The sequence below is a fragment of the Mucilaginibacter sp. P2_D11 genome, assembly GCF_056404435.1.
Genome location: NZ_JBFUEA010000015.1, coordinates 101,055 through 114,063, shown reverse-complemented (window position 1 = coordinate 114,063; position 13,009 = coordinate 101,055). Strand labels below are relative to the sequence as shown.

Here is a 13,009-nt window from a genome sequence, read left to right as displayed (position 1 = left end):
TATCTTAAACCGACGAAATCATAAGAGGAGGTTCAATCAGCGAAAGGTTAGGCCAGTAATTTTCGGCGTGATAATGGAAAAACTCTTATTGAAGTTTTATCTTTAGTGCATGAAACGCCTTTACACCTTATTTATACTCATTACTGTTGCAAAAGTAGCGTTTGCGCAGTCCTCTGTTAGCGAAGAACCTCCGCATGCCGATACTATAAAAAAAGGCAGCCAGGTTTTTATAGCCATAGAACAGGCACCATCATTCCCCGGTGGCGATCTTGGTTTTAAAAAATACATTCAATATGTGATGAGGGTGCCCGAAATTGCAAAATTAATTGGCGTTACCGGTAGAGTAAGAGTCAGTTTCACCGTTGCAAAAGATGGTACTGTAACAGATGTAAAAGCACTTGATACTATTGGCTCCGGCTGCGAACAGGAAGCCGTAAGAATAATCTTATCCTCTCCCAGGTGGCGACCGGGAATACAAAACAGCGTCCCGGTGGACGTGAAGTTTGTAGTGCCCATTGTGTTTTCCATGCCAAAAAACATTGTTGCGTTCGACGCTCTGAAACAGTCAGAGTATGGTTTTATCTTTGAAGTAAAGGGCAAACTACTTACGATAAAAGAAGCTGAAACCATTTTTGGGGCATTTGTGCCATCGGCAGATGTAGACATAGCCCTACCCTACGACACCAATAATAACCCGGAATTTTTAATGCCTGATAAAAAGGGAGTATATCTGGTAAAAATGAAAAACTAAGTCAATAACATTTAATACTGTTGATATGAATAACAATGAGCTAAATAACGAGGAAGAAAGTCTCCGTATGGAAAATGAGTTCCTCCACCTGAAACTGAAGGCGGAATTTGGATCCGATTCTTTCAGCAGCGGCAACCTCAATCCGGAAATGGAGAATATGTTCCTGAAGAACATCATGGCCTTTGAGAACAACTATGCGGCGAACAAGCGAACTACCGTCTTCGAGATATTGGGCCAGCCCGATTTTAAGCCAGCCGATGAACTGAACGACGCAGAACTGGATAAGGCTTTGGAAGAGGTAAATGCCCTGCTGTTTTCAAAAAATATGGTGGTTGATTTTAGCGGAGAGTATGAAAACCGCATCAAATACACCTTTATTGTAGAAGAGTTATTCGACAAGGAAACGGACGATATGCAGGTGCCGGGCATGATAAGCCATTTCCACTACGAGGAATATCACCCCAATCACCAACTGGATATTGAAAGCCGCGCCGAAGAATTTATATCCGGTTGGTTTAAGCGCGACCCAAAAGGAGCCTGGTGCCTGGCAGATGAATTTGTTTTGGCTGGTGGAGTTGCTATAAATAAAGAAGCGTTATCGGAAAGGCTTAAAAGCATATTCGATTCATATACAGCATTTACCGATACCGATTATACTATCGCCAAAATCGACTTTGAATTTAAAACCGAAACGGGCATGGGCTACGCCGAGGGTTTCGTAAAATACAACGCGGTTTTAGAAAATGGCGAGCAAGTAGTCGTTAAAGGGCCGTTTAAGCTATATCTTTCTTGTGAGTATGGATGGTGGGCAATCTTCCACATCGTGTTCCCGGGGTTTAAGTAAGAGGTTCGTCCTCAATAATGATTGCGGCATTGGATGACATACAGTGCCGCAATCTCATATTATTCTACTCCATCAACCTCCGTATCAACTCCGCGCTCTGCTTATTGCCTTCCTCCAGCCTCCCCTTAAAAAAGGCCTGCACCTCGTTGAAGTGTTTCTTGTAGCCTTCCATATCGCCGTAGCCAATTATTGCGCTCCATTCCCTTACTGCCGAGTGGAACTCCAGATCGTCGCCGCGGATGGTTTTATCGTATAGGGCAGTCAGGATCGATTCTTCCAGTAGCTCCTCGTTCTTAAACAGGTATTCGGCAATGCCCAGGCGCAGCCTGAAAGGCGGGGTTTGGCAGATAAGGTTATCGTAAGGGTTTACGCCCAGATGGTACCAGGCATCAACCATGCTTAATATACTCAAATGTGAGTTTGGTTTTTGGTGCCCTGCGTCTTTAGCTAATGAAAATTCCTGCATAACCTTATCATTAAACATAATAGGCTTACGGCTCTCATGGAAAACAAAATCGCGCGCACGGTAAAGCCGCTCGCGGAACTCGGCCTCCTCCTCTTTTATCATCAGTTTGAACAACTCCGATTCGGAATTGGCGTATTGCTTTACCTGCTGCCGCGCGTATGGGTTTAATATGGCCAGCCCTGCGTACACGTGCGCCTTGTAGCTGAAGATGCGCAGCGTGGTCAATATTTTTACATTATCGATGCCTCCAACGTACGAGGCATTTTCCCAAGGGAAAAAACCTGCCGATTTCCAAGCGGTACCCATGCTCTCGAAACCAACGTGCGTTACGGCCTGCGTATCGGCCACTATTTTATCATGTTCGTGGTAATCGGCAATTTCTACAATGTCGGTTTCCACGGCGGTAAATAAATCGAACATTTGTTGGTAAGAGTCGCCTGCATGCCTGTGGGGTATCAGGATAAGCTTTTGCCCTTTCGGCTGGAAGCCCGGCCCATGCATGGCATGGAAGGTAATAATCTGCGCATCTCCCGGTAAATATTTTTCGAATACGGCAATCTCCGGGTGCTTTACGGACGTTTGCCCGGCCACTATTGCGCCGTATTTGGTAGATGGCCCATACAACGCCACCACCTGCTCCAGTTTATCTGCCTCTACCGAATAGATAATAAGGTCGCTTACGCGCGATACATCCTTACCGTCATCCATCAGCTTTATGCCCAATGGCCGTAGCTCCTCTTCCAAACGTTCGCGGTTGGCGGGTAGGTCGCAACCGCAAACCTCGTAGCCTGCCCTGGCAAATGCCTTGGCGTACAATCGCCCCATATCACCCAATCCAATAAACCCTATATGCATCTTACAAATAAAAGGCCTAATATATGCTTTTGCTATTTACACGCAATTAGCAAAAGTTTCCATCTTTTTTATATTTTTAAGATGTGAATTTAGCTATCAGGCAAAATCGGGCCAATTACAGCCAAATAATACCTTAAAATTAATTTTACAAACTTTAGGTTACATTTTCCCGTTTAAAGGCTGTACGCCTTTTTGAATAAAACTTGTTTCCCCCGATATACACGTTATATGATAAAGCTTCCGAAAATAACCGTAATTATTTCCACATTGCTTTTTATAGGTATTGCGGCCAGCGGCTACGCACAGGATACTGTAAAAAAAGCAAAGCCTGTGGTTGTTAAACCTGTTGCCGGGCAGGCCGCAACACTGAAGTCCATAGTAAAGCAACCGTCTGTCGGTATCAAGCCGAAATACACTGCAGCAAAAACTGCCGTTAGTACGCCTGGCCAAACGCCGGCAACTACCGGCGCTGCTACCGTTAAACCAATACCGCAGTACATCCCGGATAACCCTGCCCTGCTGAACGATAAAAGCCTGAATGGGCAATACCAATATCTGCTTACCAAAGTTTACCATTACCAGCAGCCATTGATAATGGCTCTTTGGAAAAACTATTCGGATACGCTTAACGCCACCCGCCGCAAGCTTACCGAAGCCAGCACTAAACTAAGGGTGCAAACGCAAAAAGCGGATTCGTTGCTAGCTGATATTACGGCTAAGGACCAGAACCTATCTACTTCCAACGCGAAGGCGGATAGCGTAAGCCTGCTGGGTATGCCGCTTACCAAAGCCACTTACAACTTGATAATGTGGGGATTGGTAGTTGGCTTTGGCGCAATTGCCATTATCGTTATAGCCAGTTCGGGCGCGCATCGCCGCGAGGCCAATTACCGCAGCAAGCTTTATAACGAGCTGGAGGAGGATTACAAAACCTACAAAGCGAAAGCCAACGAAAAAGAAAAGAAACTTGCCCGCGAATTGCAAACCGAACGCAATAAACTAGATGAGTTGTTGGGTAAAGGCTAAGTCCCCCCAGCCGTTGAAAAGTAGTAATGTGATTTATAGATGAAAGCTTATCTCTTCGGCTGGAATCCGTTAAAATTTGCCTGGGCAGATATGGACGAGGATATTCAAACGCTCAAATTAACCGGCAAACTGGTTGACAACTGGAGTGTTGCCAGCCATAAAGCAATCCAACCCGGCGATAGGGCCTATATCGTAAGGCTTGGCGTTGAACCAAAAGGCATCTTCGCTTCGGGTACCATCTCGTCAGAACCATACATTGCTTTCCGTAAAGGCAGGCACTATCACCGGATAGAAATCAGCATCGATACTCTATTGAACCCTGCTAAAGAGCTTATCCTCACCATGGACATCCTGAAAACCGGCAATCTTGCCCAGCAAAACTGGTCGCCGCAGGCATCGGGAATCTCTATTCGCTCCGAACTGATTGATGAGCTGGAAGGCGTTTGGCAGGATTTCCTGCATCCCTAGCCATGTCGTAAAATCGCCACTTAAAGGTCGTTTTTACACGCTACCACGGTTGTTGTTTTTATATACCTTTGACATAACAAACCAAAAAAAACATTATGGCAACTCAAATTTTCGTGAATTTACCCGTGAAAAACCTGGATAAATCTGTGGATTTCTTCAAAAAATTGGGGTATTCCTTTAATCCTCAATTTACCAACGAACAAGCTACCTGCATGATCGTGAGCGACACCATTTATGTGATGCTACTGGTGGAATCGTTCTTCAAAACTTTCAGCAGCAAAGAAATTGCGGATTCTACTAAGGTTGTGGAATCGATCATCTGCCTGTCTGCAGACAGCCGCGAAGGGGTAGATGACATCCTCAGCAAAGCGGTAGAAGCCGGCGCAACCGCCCCTAAAGACAAAATTGATTATGGCTGGATGTACAGCTGCAGTTTTGAAGACCTCGACGGCCACCAATGGGAATACGCCTGGATGGATCCTGCGGGCATGCCACAGCATCAATAAGATATTTATACAATAGCACTCAGCACCCGAATTTAGCTTTTGGGTGCTGCTTTTTTATCTGCGCCGTTGCGTGCGTAATGGAATCTATCTTTCAGCTTCAGGAACCAGGCTTCGAACACGAAAGAAAAACTCACGATGATAGCGAGGAATATAAACTTAAAGCCGATAGCGCCCCATAGCGGCAACTGCGTAAAATACTGCATCCATGGCTGCAGGCTTCTTGGCCCGGCAAACAGTTCCTGCCATATATAAATACTATACGACAACACGCCCAGTGTGGTTAAAAAGACGTTGCTGAGTATTTTTGAAAGGAAATCTTTTTGGCTGATGGTGATAACGAGGGCAAACCCGATAAGTATTGCCGACAGATATTCTGATACGTATTTTGTGTACAATAAAAACGTTTTGGCATGGATGATAATCCCAATCAGCAGGATTGCCAAGCTTAAAAACTGGTTAGCTTTCAGCTTTTCGGGCTTGATTACTCCTTTAAACATCAGCACTGAAAACACGGAGCCGATGAGGATGATTACCGGCCCCTTCCAAAATGTATAGTTGCAAATACGCACAAGCAGGTGTAAAACGGCATTACTTGTAAATACGACGGGCGTAAAGTAATCTATGATACAAACCATCGGCACAAAAATCACAATAGCCAGCGATACGATGGTGTACCACCTTATATTAAGGGCCAGTAAAATGGGGAAGGTAAGATAAAACTGTTCCTCTACCGCTAACGACCAAAAATGTGCCGTGTAAGGCTCCTGCGGCATAGGCATGTTCTTGAAAAACAGCATGGCGGCAATGAAATCGAAAAGCCTGATATGCAATTCAAAAACATGGTTAAGCCCGGCAAGTACCAGCAAAAACAACCAGGCAACCGGCAATATGCGCAGGGCCCGGCGGATATAAAAGTGTTTTAAGGAGATACGGCCGTTCCGCAGTTTTTCTTTGATGAGGAGGGTGGTGATCAAAAAACCGCTAAGCACGAAAAAGATATGCACCCCTGTGGTGCTGTTAAAAAGAACGCCGTAATGCCACGAATAATAATTAATGCCAAAATGGCCAAATACAAGCAGCAATATGGCCAGGCCGCGCAAACCATCGAGCGCGGGGAAGTGGCTTTGCTGCAATACAGGAGGCACCTCGGTAATATCTGCAGATAATTTATGGGCGAGTTCTTTAAGGTAAGCCAAGGCGTTTTTATACTGATGAATTCGTTGGCTAAGATAGCCAAATTGTGGAACGATAATTTGCGTAAGGTGTATCGTTTGCAACAAAACGCCGTAACGTATAATGAACCGAATTCCTTAAATCGACGATATGAAACCTATATCCAAAACCGTGTTGTTGCTGGCGCTATGTTTTACCACCCTGCTTAGTGCCTGCACCAAAACCGCGGGTACCTCCCCCACTGTTGAAAAATACACCAGCAATAAAGGTACAACCATCACTTTAAGCACCAACCAATGGTATGTTACCCGTTTTACCACGGGCACCGGCGGTACGGTTAACTTAAAATTGGAGGGCACTACCAATGCCGATAAAATCGTATTGAAAACCCATGGCGATGGTTTGATAAGCGACGACGAGCTTACCTTAACATCAGGCAAAAGGTTCAGCAGCGACGGCAGCATTTACTTTACGGCAACCAGTGTTCCAGCGGGCAACTTTACTCGTAGTACGGAGTTAATTGCTTATAAAGGAAGCGATGTTTTTGTGGTGAAGCTGGAGAGCGGGGAGTTGCATTATTAGCGGCAGCGCTTCATCTAACTAACCATTCGCGGCATTTAGTTAGCCGCAAGTATGGTACCGTAGTAGGTTTTGTAATTCTTTCGGTCGTAGCCCTCAATTACCGGCATCAACACAAACGAGATTGGCTTATTGCCGGGTTTGATATTAACCTTTACCCCTTCTGCAAAATCCCCATGCATGCTGGATAGTTCGAGCACCCGTATGGTATCTTTTTTATTTACTTCAATTATGCTTACAGATGCGCAGGTTGCCCGGCCGCAAAACATGCCATTTTTTGCTTGGGTTATTACTATGGCGTTCTTGATTGTATCAGTTAATTGGCCGTAACTCCATTTAGGCTGAGAAGCAACTGCGGCTGTATGGTTTTGAGTTGTTATTGGCATTCTATTGTTGCAGGCTGCAAGAACAATGGCTGTCATAAATGATAATAAAAGAAATGTTTTTGCGGAAACCTTATACAACGCCATTACAACTACAAATTAGGTTGGGATCCCCCCGGCGTTATCATCTTCTCCTACAACTTCATTACCATTTATTAAGTAAGGCGGCGAGTCCCCTTCATATTTAAAAAAAGGAATTTCCAGTGCGGTAAGAAAAGCTTCCACAGCTTTTTCCTGCGCTTTTGAAGGATTTACTATATAGGTTGCCATTTCTCAAATTTAACTAAAATTATCCAAATGCAAAAAAGCCACTCTTTTGCAAGAATGGCTTTTTCAATTTCGGATCTTCCGGTACTATCACACTTTGATTTCAACTTCAACGCCGCTTGGCAATTCAAGCTTCATTAAAGCATCTACAGTTTTTGAGTTAGAGCTGTAGATATCCAATAACCTCTTGTAAGAGCATAATTGGAATTGCTCGCGTGCTTTTTTGTTTACGTGTGGTGAACGTAATACAGTGAAAATTTTCTTTTCGGTTGGCAAAGGCAGCGGTCCGCTTACTACAGCGCCGGTTGGCTTTACAGTCTTTACGATCTTCTCGGCAGATTTATCTACCAGGTTGTAATCGTAAGATTTTAATTTGATCCTGATTCTTTGGCTCATGTTGTTTGTTTTTTTGGGATTTCACCGATTAGGATGATTTCACCGATTTAAAATTAACTACCCTAAGAGCTATTTGTTAGAGCAGTACTTGTTTATTTTTATTTAATGATTACACCGATTTTGGGGATTACACAGATAATCGGTGTAATCGTTTTAATCGGTGTAATCCTAAATCCTTCTTAGTTATTACCAGCTGCTCTTTTACCTCTTGCTTTGGCAACTACTTCTTCCTGCACGTTACGTGGGGCTTCAGCGTAGTGGTCAAATTCCATGGTAGAAGTAGCACGGCCAGATGTGATGGTACGTAACTGGGTTACATAACCAAACATTTCTGAAAGTGGTACAGTAGCTTTAATTACCTGTGCACCTGCACGTGAATCCATACCTAACAGCTGGCCACGACGGCGGTTCATGTCACCGATAACATCACCCATGTTTTCTTCAGGGGTAAGGATCTCGATTTTCATGATCGGCTCAAGCAATACCGGTTTACATTTTGGCAATGCCTCGCGGTAGGCCATCTTAGCAGCTAACTCGAAAGATAGCGCATCTGAATCGACTGCGTGGAACGAACCATCAATTAACCTTACTTTTAAGCTGGTTAACGGGTAACCTGCCAGTACACCATTCGCCATAGAAGCTGCGAAGCCTTTTTCTACAGATGGGATAAACTCGCGAGGGATAGAACCACCGCTAATTTCGTTCACAAACTGTAAGCCTTCTTTACCTTCGTCGTTTGGTGATAAGATAACCTGTATATCGGCAAATTTACCACGACCACCGGTTTGTTTCTTGTATGTTTCGCGGTGTTGGATAGTGCCTGTGATCGACTCTTTGTAAGCCACTTGCGGCGCACCCTGGTTAACCTCTACTTTAAACTCACGTTTTAAGCGGTCCATGATGATATCCAGGTGAAGCTCGCCCATACCGCTAATTACGGTTTGGCCGGTTTCTTCGTCAGATTTTACGTGGAAGGTTGGATCCTCTTCTGATAATTTACCTAAAGCGATACCTAATTTATCTACGTCGGCCTGTGTTTTAGGCTCAATAGCTAAACCGATAACCGGGTCAGGGAAGTTCATCGATTCAAGGATGATCGGGTGTTTCTCATCGCAAAGGGTATCGCCAGTTTTGATATCCTTAAAGCCTACTACCGCAGCAATATCACCTGCACCTACGTTAGGTATAGGGTTTTGCTTGTTAGCGTGCATCTGGAATATACGGCTGATACGCTCTTTGTTGTCAGAACGCATGTTGTGCACATATGAACCAGCCTCTAAGTTACCCGAGTAAACACGGATAAAGCAAAGACGGCCTACGAAAGGATCGGTTGCAATTTTAAATGCTAAAGCTGCAAACGGCTCTTTTTCTGATGGCTTACGTAAAATTTCTTCGCCTGTATCTGGGTGATGGCCTACAATACCTTCAACATCCATAGGTGAAGGAAGCAATTCCATCACGTAATCGAGCATGGTTTGTACACCTTTATTTTTGAACGATGAACCGCAAACCATTGGAACTATCTTAGCATCCAAAACAGCCTTGCGTAAAGCGTCAAGCACTTCGCGTTCGGTAATAGTTTCAGGCGCATCAAAGAATTTCTCCATCAGGCTCTCATCGTAATCAGCAACAGATTCGAGCAATTTCTCTCTCCACTCTGTAGCTTCCTCGATCATATCCTCCGGGATAGGCACTTCGGTAAAGGTCATACCTTTATCATGCTCATTCCAAACAATACCTTTCCAGTTGATCAAATCCACAACACCTTTAAAGTGCTCTTCAGCACCAATTGGCAATTGCAAAGGAACAGCGTTGCTGCCTAACATGCTTTTTACCTGTTTTACAACATTTAAAAAGTCGGCACCGCTACGGTCCATTTTGTTAACGAAACCTATACGGGCAACGTTGTAGTTGTTGGCAAGGCGCCAGTTAGTTTCTGATTGCGGCTCAACACCATCAACAGCACTAAATAAGAACACCAAACCATCCAGTACACGTAATGAACGGTTCACCTCAACGGTGAAATCCACGTGTCCCGGGGTATCAATAATGTTGATATGGTAGTTTTGGCCCCTGTATTTCCAACCAACGGTTGTAGCAGCCGAGGTAATGGTAATACCACGTTCCTGCTCCTGCGCCATCCAGTCCATCGTAGCTGCACCCTCGTGTACCTCGCCAATTTTGTGGCTAACACCCGAGTAGTACAATATACGCTCTGTTGTAGTGGTTTTACCGGCATCGATGTGAGCGGCAATACCTATATTTCTTGTATATCTTAGATCTCTTGACATTTTTGTTTTTTTTTGATTTCACTGATTATTGGATGATTTCACCGATTTGGTACGATCACGCTTAAGGGCGCAATCATACTAAATCAATGTAACCGTAATATATAATCGGTGTAATCCTTTTTATATCGGTGTAATCTTATTAGAAACGGAAGTGAGAGAACGCTTTGTTGGCTTCAGCCATTTTATGCGTATCTTCTTTCTTCTTAACAGCAGCACCTTCGCCTTTTGCAGCAGAGATGATTTCGCCGGCAAGTTTCTCCATCATGGTTTTTTCGCCACGACGACGTGCATAGCTAATTAACCATTTCATACCCAAAGCAACTTTACGCTCAGGACGAACTTCGGTTGGTACCTGGAAGTTTGCACCACCTACACGGCGGCTTTTTACTTCAACGGCAGGCATTACATTGTTCAAAGCTTTTTTCCAGCTATCTAAACCGTTTTCGCTGGTTTTCTTTTCAACAATTTCAATTGCGTTATAGAATATAGTATAGGCGGTAGATTTTTTACCGTCGAACATCATGTTATTTACAAACCTGGTTACCAAAACATCATTGAATTTTGGATCAGGAAGAAGGATTCTTTTTTTTGGTTTTGACTTTCTCATTGTTACTATCCTCCTTTAATTATTTCTTTTTCTTAGCTGGTGCGCCTTTTGTAGGTGCAGCTACCTGACCTGGTTTAGGGCGTTTGGTTCCGTATTTAGAGCGGCGTTGGTTACGGCCCGCAACACCTGATGTATCCAGTGCACCACGGATGATGTGGTAACGTACACCAGGTAAATCTTTAACACGACCACCACGGATCAAAACAATTGAGTGTTCTTGTAAGTTGTGGCCCTCACCAGGGATGTAGGCGTTAACTTCTTTACCATTTGTAAGGCGCACACGTGCAACTTTACGCATTGCTGAGTTTGGTTTTTTAGGGGTAGTGGTGTACACACGGGTGCACACGCCTCTTCGCTGTGGACAGCTGTCCAACGCTGGTGACTTACTCTTGTCAACCAGAGCTACTCTACCTTTTCTAACTAATTGCTGAATAGTAGGCATTTTTTCCTTTTTGTATTTACTGTTTTATCCTTATTTTAAGGACTGCAAAGGTAGGCACTATTTTTTGATTTTCAAGCGCTTGCGTAAAAAAGTTTTTGTAATGGGCTGATTAGGTGGGTGGATTGCCGAAATGGGGTGATTTTGAGGGGATTTTGGGCTAAAAGGTTACCTTTAAACGCAATGTGTATTAATAGCAAAGTAATGAAAGCCTTTTTAAAGTCAATTGCCGCGCATCCCATTTCTACAATTTGCTATATTCTATTTTTCACACTTTTTGTATCGCAGGTTATACGGGAACTTGAATATCAAAGAATAGTAGAACAAAACAATGGTAAATGGCCGCATGGGGTTAGAGAATGGGTAGGTATTCCTGTTTACTTATTCGGCATTATATTTTTGGTAGTAACTATTTTTGGGGGTACTACTAAACACGAAAACGGCAGCTTTTACTGGTGGCTTTCGTTGGCAATTTTATTGCCAATGATTATTTACGGGAATATTTGATGTCTCTGCCCAACCAAAATACACGCTTGCGAATATCTCCGATTTATCAAAAGTCAAACACGTCAGTGTGGATGCTTCACTGGGCGGGGTGGGCAATTAAAAACAGATTCTAATAAACCACAGGGTTACTTATTAGGGGCAATTGTTATTAATACGAAATATAGCCATGCAGCATTTGTTCAGCCTTATAAAAAAGCATCCAATTGCAATTATTACATATTTAATTTATTGGCTGTTACTTAACCGGTGTATTTCTATGCGAATTGAATTGACAAGGCAAATGGCATCGCACCCCGAAAGAAGCGGGATTCAAAACTGTGGCGAAGCAGTACAATTAGTCATCTTCAGTACGTTTGTAATAGATATTATCTTCAGCTTTGTAACAGCCGGCTATGCCATTGGGGTAAAAGTTAATAAATTTTACCTGTCGCTATTACCGCTCATCATCTTACCACTTATATTGCTAGGTAGTTATTAAAACCTAATTTTTCAATCGCGATAGGAACGGTGACATTGGTAGGGTTACTTTTCCACTGTTAGCGTATCAATGCTAACCCAAGCATGAAACAAGTTTTGCAAAGTATTAAGCAACACCCCTACTCGGTGTTTTTTTATTTAATATATTGCTGGCTGTGGTATGGCACATATATAATAATACTGCACCCCATAAAAGATGGTGGGCTTTTAGTGTTCAGCGGAATGCTTACTGCTATGCTTTTTATCATCGTGAGCTTACTTAACGCCTATCACAGCAAACAATACAAGTTTTATCTTTGGTTTATAGTATTTATAGTTATACCCGTAGCAATTGCATTTTATTTAGGGAACATGCAGGTTTATTAATTTGAAAAGGCGGGCTTGTGCTGCTATCTCCCGCCAGCCCCGCTTTCTGTACAAGCCGCTGATAGAAGCGGCTTTTCCGTCAATCGGGTTTAGGTGGGTTGGGCTGGTGCAGAGTAGCGGATAAACTATTATCTTACACCATGGCAAAAACATACTACAAACGGGCTGTGCTATTGTCTTTCTGGATTGCTTTAGGTTGCAATATCCTTTATATGATATTAGAAAGCCTATTCAGCACCTACAAAAGTGAATGGTTGACGATGGAATCATTTTTCCCGATAATGCTGTTTATGGTATTGGTAAACGCATTAATTTTTGCGGTTTTGTGTTTGACCATATTACTGAATCATTATATGCAAATAAATAGCGGCCTCGCCTTAAGCGCTTTAACATGGTTTGCATTTCCTGCAGCTTGGATAGCTTTTCTTTTTATTGCGACGGCCCCAGACACATTTGATTATTCCCATGGATGGGATAGTGCCGGTATTTTCTTGGTTTTGAACACAGTACCGTATGTTATTGTACTAATTATGTCCTACGTGAAGTTTAGGAGAGCGTTGAAAAGCCAGATTTGACAACTCCTAAAAAGTCATCAAATCTCATCGGGC

Annotated in this window: 17 protein-coding genes; 9 read left to right on the top strand and 8 right to left on the bottom strand. The window is 43.4% G+C overall.

All coding sequences use genetic code 11. The features are described from left to right. Positions 1-109: 109 nt before the first annotated feature. Together AC1DXC_RS21800 and AC1DXC_RS21795 are read left to right on the top strand one after the other, a co-directional pair. A complete protein-coding gene (locus AC1DXC_RS21800; RefSeq protein ID WP_477461302.1) occupies positions 110-751 on the top strand; it encodes an energy transducer TonB in 642 nt (213 codons plus the stop codon). A 25-nt stretch (positions 752-776) separates the two neighbouring features. Continuing rightward, positions 777-1,595 carry a hypothetical protein gene (locus tag AC1DXC_RS21795; protein WP_477461301.1) on the top strand — a complete coding sequence of 273 codons (819 nt, stop codon included), beginning with the start codon at positions 777-779 and terminating at the stop codon, positions 1,593-1,595. Between the two features lie 64 nt (positions 1,596-1,659). Here the strand turns inward: AC1DXC_RS21795 and AC1DXC_RS21790 are convergent, their stop codons facing one another. Then, positions 1,660-2,916 carry an NAD(P)-binding domain-containing protein gene (locus AC1DXC_RS21790; RefSeq protein WP_477461300.1) on the bottom strand — a complete coding sequence of 419 codons (1,257 nt, stop codon included), beginning with the start codon at positions 2,914-2,916 and terminating at the stop codon, positions 1,660-1,662. Positions 2,917-3,144: 228 nt separating this feature from the next. Between AC1DXC_RS21790 and AC1DXC_RS21785 the strand changes: the two genes are divergently transcribed. The 3 genes from AC1DXC_RS21785 (at position 3,145) to AC1DXC_RS21775 (ending at position 4,916) form a co-directional block, all read left to right on the top strand. After that, the gene (locus tag AC1DXC_RS21785; protein WP_477461299.1) at positions 3,145-3,942 is read left to right on the top strand and encodes a hypothetical protein; all 798 of its coding nucleotides are present in this window, start codon (positions 3,145-3,147) and stop codon (positions 3,940-3,942) included. 39 nt (positions 3,943-3,981) lie between these two features. Beyond that, positions 3,982-4,410, top strand: coding sequence for an EVE domain-containing protein (locus tag AC1DXC_RS21780; protein WP_477461298.1), 429 nt, complete (start codon positions 3,982-3,984; stop codon positions 4,408-4,410). Positions 4,411-4,505: 95 nt separating this feature from the next. Then, entirely contained in the window at positions 4,506-4,916 is a 411-nt protein-coding gene (locus AC1DXC_RS21775) for a VOC family protein (protein ID WP_477461297.1), read from the top strand. Between the two features lie 32 nt (positions 4,917-4,948). On the opposite strand, the gene AC1DXC_RS21770 is transcribed toward AC1DXC_RS21775, so the two are convergent. Beyond that, positions 4,949-6,112: an acyltransferase family protein gene (locus AC1DXC_RS21770; protein ID WP_477461296.1), complete on the bottom strand. Its 1,164-nt coding sequence runs from the start codon at positions 6,110-6,112 to the stop codon at positions 4,949-4,951. Between the two features lie 127 nt (positions 6,113-6,239). Between AC1DXC_RS21770 and AC1DXC_RS21765 the strand changes: the two genes are divergently transcribed. Further along, a complete protein-coding gene (locus tag AC1DXC_RS21765) occupies positions 6,240-6,671 on the top strand; it encodes a hypothetical protein (RefSeq protein WP_477461295.1) in 432 nt (143 codons plus the stop codon). Positions 6,672-6,706: 35 nt separating this feature from the next. Here AC1DXC_RS21765 and AC1DXC_RS21760 read toward each other — a convergent pair whose 3' ends face one another. The 6 genes from AC1DXC_RS21760 to rpsL form a co-directional block, all read right to left on the bottom strand. Next, entirely contained in the window at positions 6,707-7,054 is a 348-nt protein-coding gene (locus tag AC1DXC_RS21760; RefSeq protein WP_477461294.1) for a hypothetical protein, read from the bottom strand. Between the two features lie 96 nt (positions 7,055-7,150). Beyond that, positions 7,151-7,321, bottom strand: coding sequence for a hypothetical protein (locus AC1DXC_RS21755; RefSeq protein WP_477461293.1), 171 nt, complete (start codon positions 7,319-7,321; stop codon positions 7,151-7,153). Positions 7,322-7,408: 87 nt separating this feature from the next. Then, entirely contained in the window at positions 7,409-7,714 is a 306-nt protein-coding gene (gene rpsJ / locus AC1DXC_RS21750; RefSeq protein ID WP_022830652.1) for a 30S ribosomal protein S10, read from the bottom strand. Between the two features lie 179 nt (positions 7,715-7,893). Beyond that, complete coding sequence (gene fusA / locus AC1DXC_RS21745; RefSeq protein WP_477461292.1) at positions 7,894-10,005, bottom strand: elongation factor G; 2,112 nt, start codon at positions 10,003-10,005, stop codon at positions 7,894-7,896. A gap of 139 nt (positions 10,006-10,144) precedes the next feature. Next, on the bottom strand, positions 10,145-10,612 hold the full coding sequence (rpsG, locus tag AC1DXC_RS21740) for a 30S ribosomal protein S7 (RefSeq protein ID WP_134335638.1): 468 nt from the start codon (positions 10,610-10,612) through the stop codon (positions 10,145-10,147). 19 nt (positions 10,613-10,631) lie between these two features. Beyond that, positions 10,632-11,054, bottom strand: a complete 423-nt coding sequence (rpsL, locus tag AC1DXC_RS21735) for a 30S ribosomal protein S12 (RefSeq protein ID WP_090645085.1) — start codon at positions 11,052-11,054, stop codon at positions 10,632-10,634. Between the two features lie 201 nt (positions 11,055-11,255). On the opposite strand from rpsL, the gene AC1DXC_RS21730 reads away from it, so the two are divergent. From AC1DXC_RS21730 to AC1DXC_RS21720, 3 genes are all read left to right on the top strand, one after another. Next, positions 11,256-11,558, top strand: coding sequence for a hypothetical protein (locus AC1DXC_RS21730; RefSeq protein WP_477461291.1), 303 nt, complete (start codon positions 11,256-11,258; stop codon positions 11,556-11,558). A 256-nt stretch (positions 11,559-11,814) separates the two neighbouring features. Further along, the gene (locus tag AC1DXC_RS21725; protein WP_477461290.1) at positions 11,815-12,036 is read left to right on the top strand and encodes a hypothetical protein; all 222 of its coding nucleotides are present in this window, start codon (positions 11,815-11,817) and stop codon (positions 12,034-12,036) included. Positions 12,037-12,541: 505 nt separating this feature from the next. Further along, the gene (locus AC1DXC_RS21720; protein ID WP_477461289.1) at positions 12,542-12,976 is read left to right on the top strand and encodes a hypothetical protein; all 435 of its coding nucleotides are present in this window, start codon (positions 12,542-12,544) and stop codon (positions 12,974-12,976) included. Positions 12,977-13,009 lie beyond the last annotated feature (33 nt).

Coding starts and splice junctions, on each gene's coding strand:
- AC1DXC_RS21800 (WP_477461302.1), top strand. CDS start 110: ATGAAACGCCTTTACACCTTATTTATACTCATTACTGTTGCAAAAGTA.
- AC1DXC_RS21730 (WP_477461291.1), top strand. CDS start 11,256: ATGAAAGCCTTTTTAAAGTCAATTGCCGCGCATCCCATTTCTACAATT.
- rpsG (WP_134335638.1), bottom strand. CDS start 10,612: ATGAGAAAGTCAAAACCAAAAAAAAGAATCCTTCTTCCTGATCCAAAA.
- AC1DXC_RS21780 (WP_477461298.1), top strand. CDS start 3,982: ATGAAAGCTTATCTCTTCGGCTGGAATCCGTTAAAATTTGCCTGGGCA.
- AC1DXC_RS21795 (WP_477461301.1), top strand. CDS start 777: ATGAATAACAATGAGCTAAATAACGAGGAAGAAAGTCTCCGTATGGAA.
- AC1DXC_RS21720 (WP_477461289.1), top strand. CDS start 12,542: ATGGCAAAAACATACTACAAACGGGCTGTGCTATTGTCTTTCTGGATT.
- AC1DXC_RS21755 (WP_477461293.1), bottom strand. CDS start 7,321: ATGGCAACCTATATAGTAAATCCTTCAAAAGCGCAGGAAAAAGCTGTG.
- AC1DXC_RS21790 (WP_477461300.1), bottom strand. CDS start 2,916: ATGCATATAGGGTTTATTGGATTGGGTGATATGGGGCGATTGTACGCC.
- rpsL (WP_090645085.1), bottom strand. CDS start 11,054: ATGCCTACTATTCAGCAATTAGTTAGAAAAGGTAGAGTAGCTCTGGTT.
- AC1DXC_RS21725 (WP_477461290.1), top strand. CDS start 11,815: ATGCGAATTGAATTGACAAGGCAAATGGCATCGCACCCCGAAAGAAGC.
- AC1DXC_RS21785 (WP_477461299.1), top strand. CDS start 3,145: ATGATAAAGCTTCCGAAAATAACCGTAATTATTTCCACATTGCTTTTT.
- fusA (WP_477461292.1), bottom strand. CDS start 10,005: ATGTCAAGAGATCTAAGATATACAAGAAATATAGGTATTGCCGCTCAC.
- rpsJ (WP_022830652.1), bottom strand. CDS start 7,714: ATGAGCCAAAGAATCAGGATCAAATTAAAATCTTACGATTACAACCTG.
- AC1DXC_RS21775 (WP_477461297.1), top strand. CDS start 4,506: ATGGCAACTCAAATTTTCGTGAATTTACCCGTGAAAAACCTGGATAAA.
- AC1DXC_RS21765 (WP_477461295.1), top strand. CDS start 6,240: ATGAAACCTATATCCAAAACCGTGTTGTTGCTGGCGCTATGTTTTACC.
- AC1DXC_RS21760 (WP_477461294.1), bottom strand. CDS start 7,054: ATGCCAATAACAACTCAAAACCATACAGCCGCAGTTGCTTCTCAGCCT.